This window comes from Pseudomonas sp. FW305-25, from assembly GCF_017351415.1.
Taxonomy (GTDB): domain Bacteria; phylum Pseudomonadota; class Gammaproteobacteria; order Pseudomonadales; family Pseudomonadaceae; genus Aquipseudomonas; species Aquipseudomonas chlororaphis.
The window spans coordinates 89,307-109,732 of sequence record NZ_JACNDE010000018.1 but is presented as its reverse complement, the minus strand read 5'-3'; the positions used below and the strand labels follow the sequence as shown (position 1 = coordinate 109,732).

The following is a 20,426-nucleotide window of genomic DNA, read 5'->3' as shown; positions in this document are numbered from 1 at the left end:
AGGCGCCGCCAGAGCGCCTCTGCATTCCCGTTCTCTCCTGCCAGAAAAATAATCAAAGGAGCACGATCCATGAAGCCTTCAGCTTCGCCCCAGCCGCGCCGTGCGGCCGCCGCCGCCTTTATTGGCACCATGATCGAGTGGTACGACTTCTACATCTACGCCACCGCCGCGGCGCTGGTGTTCGGCGCCTTGTTCTTCCCCTCCGACGACAAACTGTTCAGCACCATGGCGGCCTTCGGCACCTTCGCCGTGGGCTTCTTCGCCCGGCCATTGGGCGGCATCGTGTTCGGCCATATCGGCGATCGCATCGGGCGCAAGAAATCCCTGGTGATCACCCTGCTGATGATGGGCGTGGTCACGGTGTGCATCGGCCTGCTGCCGACTTATGCACAGATCGGCGCGGCGGCGCCGGTGCTGCTGATCCTGCTGCGCATCGTCCAGGGCATCGCCGTCGGTGGTGAGTGGGGCGGGGCGGTGTTGATGGCCGGCGAGCATGCGCCCAAGGGCCGGCGCAACTTCTTCGCGTCCTTTGCGCAGTTGGGCAGCCCGGCGGGGTTGATCCTGTCGCTGCTGGCCTTCAGCGCGGTCACCCGCCTGCCCGAAGAAGACCTGATGAGCTGGGGCTGGCGCCTGCCGTTCCTCGCCAGTGCGCTGTTGCTGGTGGTGGGCCTGGCGATTCGCCTGGGGGTCAATGAGTCGCCGGAATTTCTCGCCAGCCGCGAGCAGGCACAGAAGAATCTGCGCAAGGAACAGGCGCCAGTGATGGAAGTGCTGCACAGCGCCTGGCGCCCGCTGCTGCTGTGCATCGGCGCCAACACTCTAGGGATTGCCGGGGTGTACTTCACCAACACCTTCATGATCGCCTACAGCACCCAGCAACTGGGGTTGCCGCGCTCGCTGATCCTGGAATGCCTGTTCGTGGTGGCGATCATCCAGTTCTGCATCCAGCCCCTGGCGGCCTGGACCGCCGAGAGGATCGGCGCCACGCGCTTCCTGTGCCTGGTGTCGTTGCTGGCCATGGCCTCGCCGTACCCGATGTTCGTGCTGGTGAGCAGCGGCCAGGCGCCACTGATCATCCTCGGCATCGCCCTGGCGGTGGTGTGCATGGCGTCTTTCTATGCGGTGATCGCCGGCTACGTCAGCGGCATGTTCGAGACCCGCGTGCGCTACACCGCGATCTCCCTGGCCTATCAGGTCTGTGGTGCCGTAGCCGGTGGCCTGACGCCGCTGATCGGCACCTGGCTGGCCCATCAATTCGCCGGCCAGTGGTGGCCGATGGCGTTGTTCTACAGCCTGATCGCGACCATTTCGCTGCTCTGCGTGCTGGCTTTGGCCCGCCGCCATGCAGCCGTCCACCGCCTGGAAATGGCTTGAGTGTTTATCGAATCCGGAGAACCGAAGCATGTTGAAGATCAACGGTGAACGCCTGTGGGCGAGCCTGATGGCCATGGCTGAAATTGGCGCGACCGCTCGTGGCGGCAGCTGCCGCCTGGCCCTGAGCGAGGACGACAAGGCCGGGCGCGAGCTGTTTGCAAGCTGGTGCCGCGAGGCCGGCATGAGCCTGAGCGTCGACCCCATCGGCAACCTGTTTGCCCGCCGTCCGGGCAGCGACCCCGACGCCGCCCCGGTGATGATGGGCAGCCACCTCGACACCCAGCCCGAAGGCGGGCGCTTCGATGGCGTGTATGGCGTGCTCGCCGGCCTGGAGGTGGTGCGCCGCCTCAACGATCTGCGGATCCAGACCCGCAAGCCGCTGGAAGTGGCGGTGTGGACCAACGAGGAGGGCGCGCGTTTCACCCCGGCCATGTTCGGCTCGGCGGTGTTCACCGGGATCATGGACCTGGAGAGCGCCCTGGCGGTGCGCGACGCCGACGGCATCAGCGTCGCCGAGGCCCTGCACGCCACCGGCTACGCCGGTACGCGGCCCCTGGGCGGGGCGGTGGATGCCTACTTCGAGGCGCATATCGAGCAGGGGCCGATCCTCGAAGACAACGCCAAGAGCATCGGCGTGGTCAGCGGTGGCCAGGCGATCCGCTGGCTCGACGTGCAGGTCGAAGGCCTGGCGGCCCACGCCGGCACCTCACCGATGCCGCTGCGCAAGGACGCGCTCTACGGCGCCGCGCAGATGATCCTGGCGATCGAAACCCTGGCCACGGATTTTGCCCCCGAGGGCCTGACCACCATCGGTGAGCTGAGCATCGCCAAGTCTTCGCGCAACACCATTCCCGGCCTGTTGCAGTTCACCGTCGATTTGCGTCACCACCGCGACAGCGCCATCGCCGCCATGGAGCAGGAAGTGCGCGCGCGGCTTGCTGCCATCGCCGGACAACGCCAGCTGAAGGTGACCATCAGCCCGCACTGGATCAGCCCGGCCACGCCCTTCGATGCCGACTGCGTGGCGGCCGTGCAACAGGCGGTGGACGGCCTGGGCTACGCTCAGCAATCGATCGTCAGCGGCGCCGGCCATGACGCGATTCACCTGGCGCGGTTCTGCCCCACGGCCATGGTCTTCATTCCGTGCGTTGGCGGCCTGAGCCACAACGAAGCCGAAGACGTATTGCCCGAGGACGTGCGCCAGGGCACCGACGTATTGCTCAACGCCGTGCTGGCCCGCGCCGGCCAGGTCGAATAAGGAGAAGGTCATGCGCAGTTTTTTCCACCCCGAACAGTTGCTGCACCATCCGCGCAGCTATTACTCCCGCGGCCAGATGCGCACCCCGCAGGAAGTGCCCGAGCGCGCCCAGCGCCTGGTCCAGGCCGCGCACTCCCTGGGCTTTGAGGTGCTGCAACCGGAGGATGCCGGCCTGCAACCGTTGCTGGCGGTGCATGGCGCGGCGTACCTGCAATTCCTCAAGGAAGCCCACCAGCGCTGGAAGGAAATTCCCGAGGACTGGGGCGACGAGGTGATGTCGAACATCTTCGTCCGCGAGCCCAACGCTCTGCGCGGCATCCTCGCCCAGGCCGCGCGTTACCTGGCCGATGGCAGTTGCCCGGTGGGCGAGCTGACCTGGCGTTCGGCCTACTGGTCGGCACAAAGCGCGATTGCCGGCGCCCGCGCCTTGCTCGACGGCGAACCGGCGGCCTACGCCCTGTGCCGCCCGCCGGGCCATCACGCCCGGGCCGAAGCCGCCGGCGGTTTCTGCTACCTGAACAACGCGGCGATCGCCGCCCAGGTACTGCGCGAAAAATTCGAGCGGGTCGCGGTGCTGGACACCGACATGCACCACGGCCAGGGCATCCAGGAAATCTTCTACGAACGCGACGACGTGCTGTACGTCTCGGTGCACGGCGACCCGACCAACTTCTACCCGGGTGTCGCCGGTTTCGCCGACGAGCGCGGCGGCGGCGCAGGGCAGGGCTACAACCTCAACCTGCCGATGGCCCACGGCGCCAGCGAAGCCGATTTCCTCGCTCAACTGGAAACCGCCCTGGCGGCGGTGAAAAGCTTCGACGCGCAAGTGCTGGTGCTGTCCCTGGGTTTCGACATCTACGAGCTTGACCCGCAAAGCAAAGTGGCGGTAACCCGCGCAGGTTTCGCCCGCCTCGGCGAACGCATCCGCAGCCTCGGCCTGCCGTGCCTGATCGTGCAGGAAGGCGGCTACCACCTGGAAAGCCTGGAAGACAACGCACGGGCATTCTTTGCCGAAGCTGGGGCCTGGAAGCTTTGATCGAGGGGATTGTGAGATCGCTTCGCGAGCAAGCCTCGCTCCTACGCAAGCACAGGCGCCGCCGTCCGTAGGAGCGAGGCTTGCCCGCGATGGAGGTCAACGATAACGCGCGGCTCGCCCTTCATGGGCGGTACTTTGGCAGACATCCGCTGAGCGGTGAACCACGCATATTGCAGATTGCCGAACACCCCAATTTGTGCGAAAACCGCACAGACCCTGTGCTACCTGCGCTGTGTTCGAGCTTGAGGTATTTCCCTAGCATTTGCTTATTCACTCGACCGAAGAAGGAAATACCCATGCAACGTTTTACCCGTCGTTTCCTCGCCGCCTGTGCATTTTCCGGCATTGTGGCCAGCACTGCTGCCTTGGCTGAAGGCCATCCGACCATTCGTGCCATGTCGGGCGCCATGCCGGTCAACGAGTTGCCGGCCGGCAAGTCCGCATTGCTGGTGATCGACTTCCAGAACGAATACTTCACCGGCAAGATGCCGATCCCGGGCGGCGCCAAGGCCCTGGCCAATACCCGTGAGCTGATCAAGTTCGCCGACATCCACAACCTGCCGGTCTATCACGTCCAGCACGTTGCCCCGGCCGGTTCGGCTGTGTTCGCCATCGATGGCGAAACCGTGAAGTTCCACCCCGACATGCAGCCGCGGGCCAAGGACAGGGTGCTGCAGAAAAGCACGGTCAGCGTCTTCGCCAGTACCGATCTGGATAAGCGCCTGAAGAGCGCCGGGATCGAGAACCTGATCATCTCCGGCCTCATGACCCACGCCTGTGTCGCCGGTGCCGCCCGTGATGCCGCGCCCCTGGGCTACAAGGTCATAGTCGCCTCCGACGCCTCGGCCACTCGCGACATTACCCGGGTCAACGGCGACACGATCGACAAGGACGCCTTGCACAAGGCCGCGCTGGCCGAGGTCGAGGACACCTTCGGTGACGTGATGACCACGGCCCAGATCCTCAAATTGCCGGTGCGCTAACTCGCTATGAATCAGATGCTCGCCATGCGTGTGTTCCGCTGCATCGTCGAAGCCCAGGGGTTTTCCGCCGCCGCCGAGCGGCTGGACACCACGCACTCCTCGGTGTCGCGACACTTGCAGCAACTGGAGTCCACGCTCGGCGTGCGCCTGATCAACCGCAATACCCGGCGCATGAGCCTCACCGCGGCGGGCGAGCGTTATTACACCGCCTGCGTGGACATCCTGGATCGCGTCGATGCCGCGTCCCAGGCCGTGACACTGGAGCAGGAACGCCCCTCCGGGTTGCTGCGCATCAGTGCACCGCTGGTGGTCGGCACCCTGGAGCTGGCCCATTGGCTGCCGGCGTTCCAGCAGCGGTATCCGGACATCCAGGTCGACCTGTCCTGCTCGGACCCTTTTGTCGATCTGGTGGCCGATGGCTTCGATGTGGCCATCCGCATCTGCGGGCCCTTGGCCGACAGCAGCCTGGTCGCGCGCTTGCTTACGGTCTCGCCCATGGTGATGGTCGCGTCATCGGCCTACGTCTTCAGGTGCGGCCTGCCACGCAGCGTCACCGAACTCAGCGCGCATCGGCTGCTGACCTTTGCCTCGGCCACGCAGTGGTCCCTGGTGAGTGAAAAGGCTGAGCCGGTCACCGTGACCGCCGACAGCCGTTTTCACACCGACACCATCACCGCGCTGCACGCCTGCGCCCTGGCCGGCGGGGGGATTGCCGCCTTTACCCTGGCCACCGTGCAGGACGACCTGTTGGCCGGCAGGCTGGTGCGGATTCTTCCCGACTACACCCTCGGTGTGCGTCATTACTATGCGCTGTATCCCCATGCCCGGAACCTGCCCGCCAAGGTCAGGGTATTTGTCGATTTCATGGCCGAGTATTACCGGGCCAAGTCATGACCTTGGCTCTTCGTCCTGCAACGCGTAAACAGGCCCGCTCCTGTGTGGATTGCGCTTGATTGGCATTGGGAGCGATTGATTACTTTTGCTGTGCATCCTTAGTTAATTCATTGTTCAGCCGCAAAATAATACGTTCAATAACACAGGCCGAAACGTTGTAAGACTCAACGCTCGGGTGTGAAGCGATCCACCCATTGTCTTTGAACTTATGCAGCAGATCATCCAGGCTCATTTTCTGCTCTTCGAATTCCACCCAGGTATTCTTTTCCGCTTCGAAGAGCGCCTTGAGGGTCTGGGTACGGCCTTCGTTCCAGTAGACATTCGGGGTGTCCGCTGGCCCCTGCAGCTCCTTCTTGATGATTCTTTCTTCTGGCAAAACCGTATTGCGCCCATCTTTGCTCAGGCCTAGCTCCTTGCTCATCAACATGTCTTCACCACCTGCAACCATGTAAGGAGGGTAAATGCCATCCTCCCATTGCTTGCGAAACGGTGCCTTGATTGAAACGAACTGTTCCGCTGGTCCGTTAAGATCTGCTGGCGTGGGCGGGAGTGTTTCTCCGAAAGGTGTGGGAGGCGACTGTCGCGCCGGGTAACCAATGCCGTAGCCGGCAATCGGCTGATGGCTTGTCTGGTGCAGACCTTCCACTGCAGTTCGCACCCTTGGGTTGGTATGTCTGGTCTGTTCCGTCTTTACAACATCCTGATCGATCATCATGACTCTTTCAGGGCGATACGAAAGGGAATCGGCAAAGGCCAGGGCCGATGCTCGCGCAGCGCCAAACCCTGTCAACTTTCCACCATCCCAACCGACCAGATGCAGATTCGGGTACTGTTCAAGCAGCTCTTTCATCGTCGAGGCATAGGTCGGGTAATCGAGCTTGTGGACAAGAAGATAGACAGGCTCGGCATGCATGCCACGCTCATTCGTCATGTTTTTCGGGTGCCATGCCAGGCTGTAGTCCTTACTGAGGTCTGCACTCAGCTTGCTGGCACTTCCACCACTGATGACCAGTGCCGGAACAGTGCCTTTGTTCAGGTGCGGCTCATGTAACTGCGGGCCCCTGACAAATGAAAACCAACTGCCAGCACTGGGTATTGCGCGGTCCATGGCAAGCTCCCGGCAGGTATCAATGCGCTTATCAAGAACCGCCTGCATACTTTTAATGGTGTCTTCCCGAGTGTTTTTAATGGCATCTTTATGCGGCAGATCGCCTACTTTGACCGGGGAGTATTTACAAGCCGGCCTGGTCTCGGGATTGATCCAGCGCGGATTGCGTTCCAGATTGATAGGCACGGCATTCACAGGGTTCTTGATGTTTTTTGCAGCAGTGACAGCGCCTGCACTCTCCAGTTTCACAGGCTCCTGGAGTCCCTCTTGCCACAGCGCTCCCAGCACGGTGCGCTGTTCAAGGGCATAGCTAGCCAACTGTTTGCGAAACTCGGCGGCTTGTTTGTCACTGATCGCATCTACAGAGACATCCCCCCTGACGGCCAGCATCGTTTTAAAAAAAGCATCTTCGCCGCAGGCTGCCCAGACCTCTCCGGATTTGCTTGCCAAGTAGTTGTCCTTGCCGTCGTGGCATATCTCAATACTCTGTTTTTGTTGGTCCGCGGATAACATCCCGACATCCACCCAGCATTTCCCCTCCCCAGGGACAAATGCCGTATAGGGCCGGGTATCAGCGTCATGTTTCCAGACCAGGGGCACATCGACGGGCCAGTCCTTGTCCTTGACCAGCGTCAAACTCAATAACTCCAAGGTGCTGCCGTTCAGCGAGCAAGGCGCATCTTGGGCAAGTCGATGGGAGGCATCATCGACCTTGCACAGCATTGCCGCTGATGTGTTGTACGCAAATATGCCGGTGTTGGTTGAGTTGCATTTTTTTTCAGCGGTGTTTTCGTTCTCGGAGAGTCCATGGGGACGACTGGCGGCGTGCAGGTTAGGTAGCGAATGACTCGGCGTCAGCATGGGGGATTTCCTCTTGGGTTAGTTGTTGCTTTCGACTGCTTGTGGAGGCTGGTCATTCAGTTTCACTGTGGTACGAGGCGCTGCTCCCAACTCAATACCAGCCATGTTGTTTACTGCTTTACCCATCCTGGTGTTCCGGCGAAGCCAACAGCAGCGAGCCCAGGGTGTGTAGGAACACCGCGGCCCTGCGCAGTGCTGTCGATGGATTTTCCGTTGCGCGGACTTCGGATTGGCGCGCCTGGTCTGGAGCAGCCCCCCCCATGGGGGGTTCCCGGTAGCGGGCCATGACGCGAGTGACATAAGTCTGGGTTTCGGGGTAAGGCGGAATTTCCCGGCCGTACTTTTTTACCGCACCTTCTCCTGCGTTGTAGGCGGCGATGGACAGTTCCAGGTTGTGATCGAAATGATCGAGCAGCCATCTCAGGTAGGCCGCGCCGGCGCGCAGGTTGTCGGGTGCGTTGCTCAGGTCGGTGTAGCCAAATCGCGCGCCTGTGAGGGGCATGACTTGCATCAGGCCGATCGCGCCTTTATTTGAAACAGCGTCCTGTTGATACCGGGACTCCACGTGAATCATGGCGTGCAGCAAACGTGGGTCGAGGTGGTACTCCCTGGCCACGCTGTCAATCAGTGGGCCGTAGGGGAGGAGGGGCGGGGATGGCGCTACGCTGATCGCAGAAGGAGGAGGCGAAGAGGGCGGGACAAGGGTGGCCGGCGCAGGAGAAATATCGCTTTGAAGGTCGCCTCGGGTCCAGGTCAGGGGCGCGTCCAACTCGATGTTCTGGGCACAGACCAGGGCAACCGGGCCACAGGCCAGGAGCAGCCCCATGCCGACCACTAACCTTCGCCAGCGGATCATGGCGCTTGCTGCTCGTAGTCCAGCTGCATGGCGATTCGCAGAATATGCGCCACCGGTTCGAACAGCTCGGCGGGAATGTAGCGGCCCACGTCGCACTGGGCAGCCAGGGCGCGGGCGGTGGCGATGTTCTCGACCACCGGGATACCCGCCTTTTCGGCAAGGGCGACGATGTTCAATGCCACATGGTCGTGACCGATTTCGATCACCCGTGGCAAGGGGGTTTCGCCGGGCTTGAAGTACAGGCAGACCGCAATGTGGGTGGGGTTGCGCACTACCGCTGTGGATTTGGCGACATTCGCCGCCAGGCTGCCGCTTTGCACTTCCCGGTGCGCTTCCTTGCGTTTTTGCTTCATGTGCGGATCGCCTTCGGCGTTCTTGTACTCCTGCTTGATGTCCTCCAGCGACATCATCAATTGCTGGTTGGTGTTGTAGCGCTGGAAGGCGAAATCGGCGATGCCGACCATCACGTAGAACCCGATCAGCACCGACCACATCCAGTACAGCAACTGTGTGCTGACCTCCAGGCCGCACGCCACGCTGCATAGGGGAAGGAACTGGATGGACGGCGCGTACTGTCGGATCAGGTAGAAAAATATCAGTGACAGGACCCCGACCTTGGCCAGGGATTTGCCGAACTCGAACAGGCTGTGCATGGAAAACATCTGCTTGGCGTTGGCCAGCGGGTTGAGTTTTTCCAGTGAGGGTTTGAGCGCCTCGGGCGCGAGTAACGGTCCGGTCTGGGCAACGATGGCCACCAGGGTGGTGAGGATGAGCATGGCCGCGATGCCTCCTGCCACCCGCACAACGATCGCCGCGAACAGCTCGCCCAGCTGCTTGAACGCGGAGGCCAGGTCCAGGTTGATGGCGTTGATCGTGGTGTCGAGCAGTGCCGTGAAGCTGTCGAGCAGGTAGTCGCCTTCGAACATGAAATAACCGAGCATCACCGCCAGTTGCACGCCGCTGGTGACCTCCGTGCTTTTGGCGACCTGGCCCTTGGCGCGAGCTTCGCGGATTTTTTTCGCCGTGGGTTGCTCGGTTTTTTCGCTCATCGCAGGTGGTCCATCAAGGTGAGTACCTGCCGCACCCATTGGCTGCTCTGTTCAAGGGGCGCCTTGAACGCGAAGCCCAGGCTCATGATCAGCATCAGCAGGGCGAAGGCGCTTTTGATCGGCATCGACAGAAAAAACACGTTCAGTTGCTGGGCCGAGCGGTTGACCAGGCCAAGGGCCATATCCACCAGAAGAATGGCGACAATCGCCGGCATCGAGAAACGCAGGCACAACTCATAGGCCAGTTGCCACTGACGGGACAGGAACGCCAGAAAACCCGGGCCGAAATGAAAGACTTCGCCAGGGGGCAAGACGCTGTAGGAGTGATAGATCCCCGCGATCAACTGGTTGAAACCGCCGGTCACCAGGAACAACACGCCAAATACCTGGGTAAACAGGATGCCGAACAGTGACGATTGCTGGCCCAGCAGGGGGTTGAGCACGCTGGCCATGGAAGCGCCCCGCAAGGTGTCGATCAGAAATCCGGCCATATCCATGGCCCAGAACGGGATGGCGGCGCAAAAACCCATCATCAGGCCGATGCTCAACTCACCGCAGATCAGCATCAGGTAGCGTCCGGCCGTGGCGTTCTGGCGAGCGCTTTCCAGGGTTGGCCAGGTGTCATGAAAGGGAATCAGCGGCAGGGCAATCATCAGCACCAGGGCATTGCGCACCAGCGTGCCGCCGAGGGTGGCCTGGTTGAACAGCGGCACCATCAGCATCACCCCCAGGGGGCGCAGCATGCACAGGCCGATCACGGGTAGCCATTGAGCCAGGGTATCCACGCTCAGGCCCTCATCTGGTTGATCAGCTCGAACGACCGGTTGGCATAGGCCAGCAGGATGTCGCCCATCCAGTTGAAGGTCATCGCCAGGGTAATGGCGACAGCCACCAGTTTGATCAGGAATTGAATGGTCTGGTCCTGCACCTGGGTCAGGGCCTGCACCAGGCTGACCAGCACCCCGACCACGGAGGCGACCACCACCACCGGCAACGACAGCAGCAGGACCAACCACATCATCTGCATGGCCAGTTGAGTAATCAGCGCTTCACTCATCCGCCATGCCCTCAGTTGAACGACAACATCAGTTGGCCCAGCAGCTTTTCCCAACCATTCATCAAGACAAACACCAGCAGCTTGAGGGGCATCGAGATGGTCATCGGCGAGACCATCATCATGCCCATGGCGAGCAGGACGTTGGAGACGATCAGGTCGATCGCGATAAAGGGCAGGTACAGCAGCAGGCCGATCTTGAACGCTTCGATCAACTGGCTGACGGTGAAGGCGGGCATCAGCACCAGCAAGGAGCTGTCGGGGAGGCGATCGTGGTACTTCTGTGGCCAGATGTCGCGGCCGATACTTGAGAAGAAGTGCGCCTGGTCCGGCGCGGTATTGCGTTCAAGAAACACTCGATACGGCGCGAGTATTCCACTGTCGACCTGCCTGATGAAATCGTCGGACTCGCTTTGAATGGGATTGGCCGCCAGGTTGTCCTGAATCTCCAGGCCGATGGGCGCCATGATGAACATCGTCAGGATCAACGCCAGGCCGTACAGGGCAATGTTCGGTGGAATCTGCTGGATGCCCAGGGCGTTGCGCAGGAGCGAGAACACCACCGCCAGTTTCAGGAAGGACGTTCCAAGGATCAGCAGCAACGGCAATATGGAGACCGCGGACAGCAGAAGAATCAGGTGCAGCGGCTGGTCCAGCAGGTTCATCGATTCGCTCCGGGGGCTGTTTTTCCATTATCGGGCGAGGACCGCACAGCGCCCATCCGGCGCATACCTGAGATTTCCGCCGGGTCAGAAAAGCCGGTCGATCCGCACAGCCAGCCTTCCATCGATCTCCAGCAGCAGGCCATGGGCAATGGTTTTGCCGGCGACCTTCAGGGTGACGAAGTCGTCGATACAGGCCGGACCTTGCAGTACCTCTCCCACCTGTAGATGGGCCAGTTGGTGCAGCGGTACTTCAAGCGAGCCGACTTGAACGACAACAGTCACCAGCAGGTCGCTGCCGAGGGGGGAACCGGGGGCGCCGGGCCCCGGGGCGATGTCCATCCAGTCGTTGAAATCGTCCAAGACAGTCTCCAGGGCAAGGGGCGCGGCATCGTGAGCCGAGAGAGTGGCCAGCGGGCGAGACAGGAACAGCCCCAGCTGGCCCTCGGTCGCCCGGTAGGCGTGGTGTAACAGCAATCCGTCACCGGGCCGCAAGCGTTCAAGAGTGTCTCGATCGACATGGCTCCAGCCGGCGATCAGGGCCGCGGGGAGCGTGCGATGGTCGCTGTCGTCCTGGGTGTCCATCGGCTGGAACAGTTCACTGAGGCTATCGAGCCATTGCACGGGGGCTTCCAGGACCGAGGCGGCCAGCGACCGGCCCTCATGCTCGAAGCACAGGCACCAGCTGGGGGTTGTCTCGACCGTTGCCGCCTCCAGGTGGCTGGCCGTGGGCCAGGCAACCGTGCTGTCCGCCAGCCCGGCTCCCGCCGAGGCGAGGGTCCAGCTCGCCAGGACCTCGTGCAGTTCAGTCGGGGCTGCCGACCAGTCCGGTACATCGAGCAGCGGGCGGATCCAGCGGCACCAGGCAGGGGCAGCGACCCAGAGACGAACCGGTTGGTTCAAGACCTGGGCGTGCACGATCAGTCCGTCGCCCCCGGCCATGTCGTAGGTGAGGGTCATGCCCCCCTCGAGCAGTTCCAGCCGCCGTCCACGACCGAGTTTGCGCAGCAATCGGCCCTCGGCCTGACTCAGTTTCGGCAATTTCACCAGGGTTCTCCGTTCAGCTGTTGCAGCGTCAGTGCCACCGGACGATTGAAGATCGCCGCCAATTGGTTTTCGAGTGACCCGCGGGTGCCGACGATGCGTTCAAAGGTGTCGCGGTCGGCGACCTTGATGTTCAGGCTCAACAGGCTGGCCTGGGCGCTGGCCTGTATCTCCAGTCCCGCCAGCGGGCCGTTGGTCAGCCGCAGGTCGAGGGTACCGGGATGGCGTCGGCCCAGGCCGCGCAACTGGGCGGTGGCGGGAGCGAAGGCTTGCGCCAGGGCCGAACGCGGGTGTCGTGGCCACGCAGCCTCGAGGGCCGACGGTGTCGAAGGAATGCTCCTGGGAGTCGCCGGGTTCAACAGTGCGTCGAAGTCTCGTTGCTGTTGGTGGTCCGGGCGCGGGTCGCATGCAATGTGCGATGTGTCGCGCCTCGATGGGCTGGAGAGTGCTTTCAGGCAAGGCATGGTCATTCCAGAAGCCAGTTCAGTTTTTCCTGTTCCACCAGCAGCCTGCGCAGTTGTATCTGCCCCTGCGCCTGTTCACCGCGGATCCGCTGCTGTTCGGCGTGCAACGCTTCCAGCCGTTCGGTCATGGCATGGTCTTGCTGGTGGTATTGGGCGAGTTCGATCTTCAGGTCCCGCAGCGCCCGGTGATCGAGGACTTGTGAAACCTCGCAGCATTCGCGCCACTGGCGCTGCAGTTGGAGGCGCTGCTGCAGTGACCGGGCGATGCTGTCCTGCAGTTGGCTTTCCTGTCGGGCCAGCGCGCTCAGTGCGGCACGCAGGCTTTGTTCGCGCCGCTGCTTGAGTGACAGCAGGCGCCGCAGGGTCAGGCTGTCAGTGTCTGGCATAGGTGCTGGATGGTTTCCTGGAAGCTGTTCTTTTGCGTGGTGGATTGGCACAGCAATCCCCGGATCGCGTCACGACGGGCGAGGGCCTCATCGGCTTCGCTGTCTTGGCCGGCCTGGTATTCACCGACCCTGACCAGCAACTCGATGTCCTTGTAGGCCGCCATCAGGCGCCGCACTTTGCCGGCCATCTGCCGATGCTCGGGATCGACGATCTGGCTCATCACCCGACTGACGCTGGCCCCGATATCGATGGCTGGATAATGGTTGGCTTCGGCGAGCTTGCGTGACAGCACGATATGGCCGTCGAGAATCGAGCGCACCTCGTCGGCCACCGGTTCATTCATGTTGTCGCCCTCGACCAGCACCGTGTAGATCCCCGTGATGCTGCCGATGGCGGCGGGGCCCGCGCGTTCGAGCAAGCGGGGCAGGCGGGCAAAGAAACTGGGCGGATAACCGCCGGCAGCGCACAGTTCTCCGGCGGCCAGGCCAATTTCCCGGGCGGCGCGGGCAAACCGGGTCAATGAGTCCATCATTAGCAGGACATTCTTGCCCTGGTCGCGAAAATACTCGGCAATGGTGGTCGCCGTGTAGGCGGCCTTCAACCGTTCGAGTGCCGGGCGATCGGAGGTCGACACCACCACAATGGTGCGTTCGCGGGCGGCCGGGGACAGCGTATGTTCAAGAAACTCACGGACTTCGCGTCCCCGTTCGCCAATCAGGGCAAGTACGATCACGTCAGCCAGGCTGCCATCGCACACCATCCCCAGCAGTGTGCTTTTACCGCCTCCCGCCGCCGCAAAAATGCCGACCCGCTGGCCGATCCCGCAGGTCAGCAGTGCATCGATCGCACGCACGCCCAGCGGCAGGGGCGTGTCGATGATCGGGCGGGTGAGGGCTTCGGGGGCCTCGCGCTCGACGCCGCGCCAGAGGCAATCGGCCGGGGCAGCGCTGCCGTCCAGCGGGCGCCCCAGGCCATCGACGACGCAGCCAAGCAGGAAGTCCCCCAGGGCGATTTCATGGGGTTTGCCCAGTGCGTGCACATGGCTGCCGGTGGTCACGCCGAGGGGTTCACTGAAGGGCGATAACACCGCGTAATCACCCTCCACGGCGACGATCTCGGCCTCAATCCCGGACGGTTCCAGTCGACACCGTTCGCCGAGCCCGACGCCAGGCAGGGACGCCCGCAACAGGGTCGGGCCGACTTCGGTGATTCGACCGTTGAAGTGCTCGCCGACCTCGGCCGTCGTGGCTCCCGCCCGCTCGAAGCCGGGCCTTTGCTCGAGCAAGTCGCGCAGGGTGGTGAGTTCCGGCGCGCGCATATCAAGCCTGCTCGATCAGGTCGATGTTGCCAATGACACGCAACTCGACTTCATCACCCAGTTCCTGGAACGACAGGACGTGCAGGCCCGAGTATTCACGCTCGACAATCTTGCGTACAAACCGCCGGACATCGATGGCGGTAATCAGCACGGCGCGACGTGGGTCGCCGTCGCCGACGCGTTCGCGGATGCCTTCGATAATGGCTTGGTTCTGGGTGGCTTCCAGCGTCGAGTAAGAGCCGGCGGCTGTCTGCCGGATCGATTCACGCACCAGCCCCTCGATGCCGTCGCCGATCATCCAGCCACTGATCCATGCCTGGTTGCCACGGTAGCGCGTGGCAATGTGGCGACGCAGGGCCACCCGTACGTATTCAGTGAGCATGATCGGGTCTTTCTCCCGCGGTGACCATTCCGTCAAGGCTTCGAGAATACTGCGCAGGTCGCGGATGGAAACGCCTTCACCTACCAGGCGTTGCAATACATCGGCAATGCGCCCGATGGGCATTTGCCGCTGCACTTCCTTGACCAGTTCGGCATGGCTGTTTTCCATGGAGTCCATGAGGAAACGGGTTTCCTGGACGCCGATGAAATCGGCGGCATAACGGTCCATGACCAGGGACAGGCAGTGAGTGATGCGGGCCTGGTCCCGATGCAGCACCACACCGAGGGCGGCCAGCGTCTCATGCTGCTCGGGGTCGAGCCATTGCAGGGTATGGCCGCCAAAGGGCAATTTGTCGTGGTGTCGTGCTTGCGCCAGGGGCATCGAGTGCGCATCGGCCAGCAGCAACCCCTCCGGCACCTTCAGGGTCAGGACTGGCTCCTGGTACAAAAGAATGCGCAAGGTCCCGGCTTCGAGCGAGGCATCGATCTGCTGGTGGATGTCGGGTAGCGGAATGCCCAGCTGTTCGAATTTCCTCTGCCGAAGCTGCTGGAAAGCCTCGTCGAGCCCCCTTGAACGCCCGAGGTCGCTGGCCATGAGCACCATCAGTGGAATCGCCCCCGGCGTCATCGCTGGCTGGCTGTCGTCGCCGATCAAGCCTGGCGGCGCATCGGCCGAGGTGCCGTTCGAGGCAGCACGGGGTTGACGTTTCCTGATCCACCAGGCGCCGCCGTAGACCGCCCCGGCCAGGCCGACAAAGTAAATGACCGGGAAACCGGGGATCAGGGCGAACACCAGCAACACCCCGGCGGCCAGGCTCAAGGCCTGGGGTTGGCGGGTGATTTGCTCGCTCAGGTCGCTGGCCAGGTTCTTGCGCTGCTCCCCCGGGACACGGGTCACGATAATGCCGGCGGTGATGGAGATCAGCAGCGCCGGAATCTGGCTGATCAGGCCATCGCCGATGGACAGGATGGCGTAGGTGGACATGGCGGTGCCCGCGCTCATGCCATGGATGAACACGCCGACCGCGGTGCCGCCGAGGATGTTGACCAGGATAATGATGATGCCCGCAATCGCGTCGCCCTTGACGAACTTCATCGCCCCATCCATTGCGCCGTACAGCTGGCTTTCCTTCTGGACCAGGCCGCGTTGGCGGCGGGCTTCATTGGCGTCGATGATCCCGGCGCGCATGTCGCCATCGATACTCATCTGCTTGCCTGGCATCGCATCGAGGGAAAAGCGCGCGCCCACTTCGGCGACCCGTTCGGAGCCTTTGGTGATCACGATGAACTGCACGATGGTGATGATCATGAACACAATCAGGCCGACACCGAGGTTGCCCCCGACGGCGAAGTTGCCAAAGGTGTAGACGATTTCACCGGCGTCCGCCTGCAGCAGAATCAAGCGGGTGGTGCTGATGGTCAGCGCCAGGCGGAACAGGGTAGTGATCAGCAAGACGGCCGGGAAGGTCGAGAACTCCAGCGGCTCGCGGATATACAGGGCCATCATCAACAGCACGATGGAAATCGTGAGGTTAATGGCAATCAGCAGGTCCACCAGTCCAGTGGGCAACGGAACGATCATCATGAACACCGCAAGCAGCAGAAGCACCGCCAGCACGATGTCCTGGCGCCCCGCGGCCAGCGAAAGCCAGTGACCGAGGCGGTTCATTGACGATCCCCGGCGTGGCGTTCGAGCAGCCGCCGCATGCATTTCAGGCACTCGATCCATTGTGTGACGTTACTGTCGGGTACCAGTGCGCCACTGAGCATTTGCTGGTCGCCCACGATATAAGCGCGCAGCGCGACCCCCTGGGTGGATGCCGGGTGGCAGTGCCCCAGCAGGGCTTTGAGCGTACTGAAACGCCGACAGGCTTCGACCGGGTGCGCCAGTGAAAGCAGCACCCGGTCCTGGGTGTATTCGATGTATAACCGAAAGGGCGGCAGGGAAAACTCCATCCGCGCCTCGACACGGCCAGGGCAAAGGTCCGACAAACGCAGGAACTCTTCAAGGCTGCGTTGCGTTTGTAGGTCCATCTGCATCCTTATTTTGTACACAATGGGCTAGCGGGCGCTCCGCTCCACGGTCTTATGGAGCGGGTCTGTGGTGGCTACGTCATCCGGTGGCAATGATCCCGAGTAGGCGGGCCTTCGAGCTATCGGGCCTTCACCTGATTTATCAAGCCTGTCTCGTGGCGTATCGTTTTGTGTGCTGTGCGTTGTGCAGCCTGTCGAGACCGTTATCCACATGCATAAACTTTGGCAAGCCTCACTGACCCGTAGTGTCATCGTCACCCTGACCTGCGCCATGAGCGCATTCTGGCTGCTGTCCGAGACCATCAGTTTTTATTACCGCTACAGCAAGGCCGAGGTCGAAGTCAGGGAAGACCTGGCCTGGGAACTGAACAGGGTGGCCGAGGAAGAGAATCGTCGTTATGAGTTGTCCCAGGTCAGGGTCAACACCTTGTTGCGCCTGTGGAGCGAGCTGCTCAGGAATGCGAGCCTGTCGGGTACCCAGAGCAACGAACTGAAACACACGGTGTTCGTCCCCTTCGACGGGGTCGATGTGGACCAGGAACGCATTGCCGTTGCCGGCCAGGTCATTGAGATCTTTGGCAACTCGGACTCGGTCAACCGGACGGAAACCTTTCTGTTGGTGCCGGGGCAGGGCGTGTTTTTCTACCGCCCCGAGGGCCAGACGGCTGCCGACATGCAGGCCAAGATGCACGCGCTGCTGTCGCGTCAGTACCGATCGACCACCAGCGACAACTGCTGGGGCGGCGTGTTCGAGGATGGTCAGGGGCACCTGCGCAGTGCCGTGACCGCGGTTGACGCGCATTCGGGGATCACCGCCGGGCAGTTGTTGCGGATCGACGACCTGAACGCGCGCAAATATGACTTTTCGTACATCCTGCGTGATGCCGGCGGCAGCCTGTTATGGAGCGACAACAGGGAGGAGAGCGCAATGCTTGCCGCCCAGGGCGTGCAACCGGACTGCCAGCGCAAGGCTATGGAAATGGCGGGTTTTATTGTCGACTGTACGCGGCTCAAGGGGCCTCCATGGCAGTTGTTCGCCATCGCGCGCGTTGATGTCGCGATGGACCGGGTACTGCCGTTGCTGGGGTCGACAGCGCCCTGGACGCTGCTGGCCCAGTTGTTGTTACTGGTGTTTATCGCGCTGATCCTCCAGCGCCAGCTGGGTCGGCCCCTGAGTCATATCGTCGAGCTCATCCATCGCCAGAAACAGCTCACCGACCTGAGCTATCGCTTGCCGGAAGGGCGCAAGGATGAGCTGGGTCGCATTGCCAGTGCCTATAACACGTTGCTCAAGACCCTCAATGCCTATCACCAGACACTGGAAGACAAGGTCAGGAGGCGAACCCGCGAACTGGATGCGGCCAAGCGTATCGCCGAGCGGGCCAGCCACCGCAAGAGCGAACACCTGACGAGCATCAGCCATGAGATACGCACGCCGCTCAACGGCATTGTCGGCGCGCTCAGCCTGCTCGAGCGCAGTAGCCTGTCCGAGCAACAGCAGGAACTGATCGGCACCGCGCGTCAGTCCTCCGGCTTTTTGTTGAGCATCATCAACAACCTGCTGGACTTCTCTCGAATCGAAGCCGGACAGCTGGAATTGTCCTACGAGCAGACGGCGATCCTGCCAATGCTCGATCAGGTGTTGCTGACGATCAATTTGCGGGCACAGGAAAAACACTTGTCGCTGCGTACCCTGGTGGCGGCCAATGTGCCTCGCTCGATGTCCCTCGACGGCGTGCGGGTGCAACAGATCCTGATCAACCTCCTGGCCAATGCCGTGAAATTCACCGCGCAGGGCGAGGTCTGCGTCCGGCTTGAGCGGCGGGCAGAGATGCTGGTCATCGCAGTGCGCGACACCGGTAAAGGCATATCGGAAGAGAATCAGCTCGATATCTTCATGCCTTTCATCCAGGTGCGCGCCCATGACAACGGCAGCGGCCTGGGATTGGCCATTGCATCGCGGCTGGCGAACCTGATGGGCGGGGAAATCCTGCTCGACAGTCAGGTTGGCGTAGGATCGACCTTCACCCTGTTGCTGCCGATATGCGATCCCAGTGAACCCTCCTTGGCCTTTTCAGCCCGGCTGCCGGCCCCGGCGGCATTGCAGACGCAGTTGGCCATTTGGGGCATCGAAGCCCAGCCGGGAGACTCGCCCTTGCTCGATATGCCCGAGCTGGTCTATCTGCCTGGCCGGTTATGGCAGAAGGTCAGCGCCATTCTGTTCGAGGAGAAGTTGCCGGGCGATGAACCGGCCTCGATTGCCCCCTGTGCCTGGGCGCTCAAGGTCCTGGTGGTCGATGACATGCAGGTCAATCGCGATATCGTCGGCAAGATGCTCCAGGAGCTTGGGCACCTGGCCTATTCGGCCTCCTCGGGGGAAGAAGCGTTGCGCTGCGGAAGAACCCATGTCTTCGATTGGGTGCTGATGGATATTCGCATGCCGGACATGGACGGCCTGCAAGTCACCCGGCTCTGGCGCGACATGGCCAGCGGGATGCTGGACCCGGACACCCCCATCATGGCGCTCACGGCGAATGCACTGCCCGACGAGCGCTATCGAGCCCGGGCCGCGGGGATGAATGGCTATCTCGCCAAGCCCGTCAGCCTGGAGCAACTGGCGAGCGGGGTCGAGCAGGTCGTTTCGCTGCAGTTGGCGCGGGGCATCGACCTGGCACCTAACCGCAAGTTGCAGCAACCGCTTTTCAACCTTGCGGACACCTCGCTGCGCGCCAGGTTCTATGAAACGCTCGAGATCGTGCACCGGGATATCGAAGCCGCGTGCCGCAAACAGGATCGCGCAGGCCTGCTGATGCTACTGCACACGCTCAAGGGGTGTGCCGGTCAGGGCGGTCTTGATCGGGTGTACACATGGGCGCAGGACCAGGAGACCCGGGTCAGCCACGGCGAGTGGCTGAGCTGTGAAGAAGTCGGCTACCTGCGCGGGTTGATTTTGCAGAAGACCCATTAGGCCCGTCACGCACCTTCAGTGGATACCCAGGCGGCACGCCCAGTTGACCAGGTCCGCAATGTTATGCGCATCGAGCTTGCGCATGAGGTTCAGGCGGTGGGTTTCGACCGTCTTGATGGTAATTGAGAGTTTTTCGGAGATATCCCGGTTACGGTCGCCTTCGGCGATGAGCTTGAGTATCTGGCGTTCCCGGGTGGTCAGGTTGCCCTGCCCGCCGACATTCGGGGCGCTGGTCACGTGCGCCAGGTTGAGCGCGGGATCGAGGAAGACCTGGCCGGCGATGGCGGTTTGCAAGCCGGCCAACAGTACCTGTTGTGAGCTCTTCTTCAAGATGTAGCCGAGCGCGCCCGCGGCCAATGCATCGCGGGCGCGGTGCTCGGAGGCATCAGCGGTGACCACCACGATGGTCAGCTCGGGTCGGCGTCGTTTCAACTGGCGGATGACATCGATGCCATCCATGCCGGGCAGGCCGAGGTCGAGCAGTACCACGTCGGGCTTGAGCTCCTGGCAGGCCGCGTACACGTTCAGGCCGTCGACGATTTCACCGACGACCTCGTAGCCAGGCATCGCCGAAAGCAGAATCTTGATGCCGTAGATGAGCAAATAATGATCTTCGACGATCAGGATCCGTTGTGGGGCAGGCGTAGTTTGCAGATATGACAGCATGATCAAAAACCTGATTTTTTTTAGGGGCT

General features: G+C 62.0%; 19 protein-coding genes. 6 read left to right on the top strand and 13 right to left on the bottom strand.

Features of this window, described 5'->3' with window-relative positions; all coding sequences use genetic code 11:
* The first annotated feature begins 69 nt into the window (after positions 1-69).
* From J4E58_RS18235 to J4E58_RS18215, 5 genes are all read left to right on the top strand, one after another.
* Positions 70-1,374 carry an MFS transporter gene (locus tag J4E58_RS18235; protein WP_087091836.1) on the top strand — a complete coding sequence of 435 codons (1,305 nt, stop codon included), beginning with the start codon at positions 70-72 and terminating at the stop codon, positions 1,372-1,374.
* Between the two features lie 28 nt (positions 1,375-1,402).
* Complete coding sequence (locus tag J4E58_RS18230) at positions 1,403-2,632, top strand: Zn-dependent hydrolase (RefSeq protein WP_087091835.1); 1,230 nt, start codon at positions 1,403-1,405, stop codon at positions 2,630-2,632.
* A gap of 10 nt (positions 2,633-2,642) precedes the next feature.
* Positions 2,643-3,668 carry a histone deacetylase family protein gene (locus J4E58_RS18225; protein ID WP_087091834.1) on the top strand — a complete coding sequence of 342 codons (1,026 nt, stop codon included), beginning with the start codon at positions 2,643-2,645 and terminating at the stop codon, positions 3,666-3,668.
* Positions 3,669-3,964: 296 nt separating this feature from the next.
* Positions 3,965-4,651, top strand: a complete 687-nt coding sequence (locus J4E58_RS18220) for a cysteine hydrolase family protein (RefSeq protein WP_087091833.1) — start codon at positions 3,965-3,967, stop codon at positions 4,649-4,651.
* A gap of 6 nt (positions 4,652-4,657) precedes the next feature.
* On the top strand, positions 4,658-5,545 hold the full coding sequence (locus J4E58_RS18215; RefSeq protein WP_087091832.1) for a LysR family transcriptional regulator: 888 nt from the start codon (positions 4,658-4,660) through the stop codon (positions 5,543-5,545).
* Between the two features lie 79 nt (positions 5,546-5,624).
* Here J4E58_RS18215 and J4E58_RS18210 read toward each other — a convergent pair whose 3' ends face one another.
* The 12 genes from J4E58_RS18210 to J4E58_RS18155 all read right to left on the bottom strand — a co-directional run bounded on the left by J4E58_RS18210 (position 5,625) and on the right by J4E58_RS18155 (position 16,763).
* Positions 5,625-7,514: a hypothetical protein gene (locus J4E58_RS18210; protein WP_256583195.1), complete on the bottom strand. Its 1,890-nt coding sequence runs from the start codon at positions 7,512-7,514 to the stop codon at positions 5,625-5,627.
* 118 nt (positions 7,515-7,632) lie between these two features.
* Positions 7,633-8,370, bottom strand: a complete 738-nt coding sequence (locus J4E58_RS18205; RefSeq protein WP_207255320.1) for a lytic transglycosylase domain-containing protein — start codon at positions 8,368-8,370, stop codon at positions 7,633-7,635.
* Entirely contained in the window at positions 8,367-9,419 is a 1,053-nt protein-coding gene (locus J4E58_RS18200) for an EscU/YscU/HrcU family type III secretion system export apparatus switch protein (RefSeq protein WP_087091831.1), read from the bottom strand. Before J4E58_RS18200 ends, J4E58_RS18205 begins: the two co-directional genes overlap by 4 nt.
* Positions 9,416-10,204 (bottom strand): type III secretion system export apparatus subunit SctT, encoded by a 789-nt coding sequence (gene sctT, locus J4E58_RS18195; protein WP_087091830.1) that lies wholly within the window; start codon positions 10,202-10,204, stop codon positions 9,416-9,418. Before sctT ends, J4E58_RS18200 begins: the two co-directional genes overlap by 4 nt.
* A 2-nt stretch (positions 10,205-10,206) precedes the next feature.
* The gene (gene sctS / locus J4E58_RS18190; RefSeq protein ID WP_053280204.1) at positions 10,207-10,476 is read right to left on the bottom strand and encodes a type III secretion system export apparatus subunit SctS; all 270 of its coding nucleotides are present in this window, start codon (positions 10,474-10,476) and stop codon (positions 10,207-10,209) included.
* Between the two features lie 11 nt (positions 10,477-10,487).
* On the bottom strand, positions 10,488-11,138 hold the full coding sequence (gene sctR / locus J4E58_RS18185; RefSeq protein WP_053280203.1) for a type III secretion system export apparatus subunit SctR: 651 nt from the start codon (positions 11,136-11,138) through the stop codon (positions 10,488-10,490).
* An 84-nt stretch (positions 11,139-11,222) separates the two neighbouring features.
* A complete protein-coding gene (gene sctQ / locus J4E58_RS18180; RefSeq protein ID WP_087091829.1) occupies positions 11,223-12,182 on the bottom strand; it encodes a type III secretion system cytoplasmic ring protein SctQ in 960 nt (319 codons plus the stop codon).
* On the bottom strand, positions 12,179-12,643 hold the full coding sequence (locus J4E58_RS18175) for a hypothetical protein (RefSeq protein WP_143481904.1): 465 nt from the start codon (positions 12,641-12,643) through the stop codon (positions 12,179-12,181). The genes sctQ and J4E58_RS18175 overlap by 4 nt, the downstream gene beginning before the upstream one ends.
* Before the next feature lie 2 nt (positions 12,644-12,645).
* On the bottom strand, positions 12,646-13,029 hold the full coding sequence (locus J4E58_RS18170) for a hypothetical protein (RefSeq protein ID WP_102673031.1): 384 nt from the start codon (positions 13,027-13,029) through the stop codon (positions 12,646-12,648).
* On the bottom strand, positions 13,008-14,348 hold the full coding sequence (locus J4E58_RS18165; protein ID WP_087091826.1) for an EscN/YscN/HrcN family type III secretion system ATPase: 1,341 nt from the start codon (positions 14,346-14,348) through the stop codon (positions 13,008-13,010). Before J4E58_RS18165 ends, J4E58_RS18170 begins: the two co-directional genes overlap by 22 nt.
* Before the next feature lies 1 nt (position 14,349).
* A complete protein-coding gene (locus J4E58_RS18160) occupies positions 14,350-16,398 on the bottom strand; it encodes an EscV/YscV/HrcV family type III secretion system export apparatus protein (RefSeq protein WP_087091825.1) in 2,049 nt (682 codons plus the stop codon).
* The gene (locus J4E58_RS18155; RefSeq protein ID WP_087091824.1) at positions 16,395-16,763 is read right to left on the bottom strand and encodes a type III secretion chaperone SycN; all 369 of its coding nucleotides are present in this window, start codon (positions 16,761-16,763) and stop codon (positions 16,395-16,397) included. The genes J4E58_RS18160 and J4E58_RS18155 overlap by 4 nt, the downstream gene beginning before the upstream one ends.
* A gap of 211 nt (positions 16,764-16,974) precedes the next feature.
* Between J4E58_RS18155 and J4E58_RS18150 the strand changes: the two genes are divergently transcribed.
* Positions 16,975-19,731, top strand: coding sequence for a two component system sensor kinase (locus J4E58_RS18150; RefSeq protein WP_087091823.1), 2,757 nt, complete (start codon positions 16,975-16,977; stop codon positions 19,729-19,731).
* Positions 19,732-19,746: 15 nt separating this feature from the next.
* Here J4E58_RS18150 and J4E58_RS18145 read toward each other — a convergent pair whose 3' ends face one another.
* Complete coding sequence (locus J4E58_RS18145) at positions 19,747-20,397, bottom strand: two component system response regulator (protein ID WP_087091822.1); 651 nt, start codon at positions 20,395-20,397, stop codon at positions 19,747-19,749.
* Positions 20,398-20,426 lie beyond the last annotated feature (29 nt).

Coding starts and splice junctions, on each gene's coding strand:
- J4E58_RS18175 (WP_143481904.1), bottom strand. CDS start 12,643: ATGCCTTGCCTGAAAGCACTCTCCAGCCCATCGAGGCGCGACACATCG.
- J4E58_RS18145 (WP_087091822.1), bottom strand. CDS start 20,397: ATGCTGTCATATCTGCAAACTACGCCTGCCCCACAACGGATCCTGATC.
- J4E58_RS18220 (WP_087091833.1), top strand. CDS start 3,965: ATGCAACGTTTTACCCGTCGTTTCCTCGCCGCCTGTGCATTTTCCGGC.
- J4E58_RS18215 (WP_087091832.1), top strand. CDS start 4,658: ATGAATCAGATGCTCGCCATGCGTGTGTTCCGCTGCATCGTCGAAGCC.
- J4E58_RS18230 (WP_087091835.1), top strand. CDS start 1,403: ATGTTGAAGATCAACGGTGAACGCCTGTGGGCGAGCCTGATGGCCATG.
- J4E58_RS18165 (WP_087091826.1), bottom strand. CDS start 14,348: ATGCGCGCGCCGGAACTCACCACCCTGCGCGACTTGCTCGAGCAAAGG.
- J4E58_RS18150 (WP_087091823.1), top strand. CDS start 16,975: ATGCATAAACTTTGGCAAGCCTCACTGACCCGTAGTGTCATCGTCACC.
- J4E58_RS18210 (WP_256583195.1), bottom strand. CDS start 7,514: ATGCTGACGCCGAGTCATTCGCTACCTAACCTGCACGCCGCCAGTCGT.
- J4E58_RS18225 (WP_087091834.1), top strand. CDS start 2,643: ATGCGCAGTTTTTTCCACCCCGAACAGTTGCTGCACCATCCGCGCAGC.
- J4E58_RS18160 (WP_087091825.1), bottom strand. CDS start 16,398: ATGAACCGCCTCGGTCACTGGCTTTCGCTGGCCGCGGGGCGCCAGGAC.
- J4E58_RS18205 (WP_207255320.1), bottom strand. CDS start 8,370: ATGATCCGCTGGCGAAGGTTAGTGGTCGGCATGGGGCTGCTCCTGGCC.
- J4E58_RS18235 (WP_087091836.1), top strand. CDS start 70: ATGAAGCCTTCAGCTTCGCCCCAGCCGCGCCGTGCGGCCGCCGCCGCC.
- sctR (WP_053280203.1), bottom strand. CDS start 11,138: ATGAACCTGCTGGACCAGCCGCTGCACCTGATTCTTCTGCTGTCCGCG.
- sctS (WP_053280204.1), bottom strand. CDS start 10,476: ATGAGTGAAGCGCTGATTACTCAACTGGCCATGCAGATGATGTGGTTG.
- J4E58_RS18155 (WP_087091824.1), bottom strand. CDS start 16,763: ATGGACCTACAAACGCAACGCAGCCTTGAAGAGTTCCTGCGTTTGTCG.
- J4E58_RS18200 (WP_087091831.1), bottom strand. CDS start 9,419: ATGAGCGAAAAAACCGAGCAACCCACGGCGAAAAAAATCCGCGAAGCT.
- J4E58_RS18170 (WP_102673031.1), bottom strand. CDS start 13,029: ATGCCAGACACTGACAGCCTGACCCTGCGGCGCCTGCTGTCACTCAAG.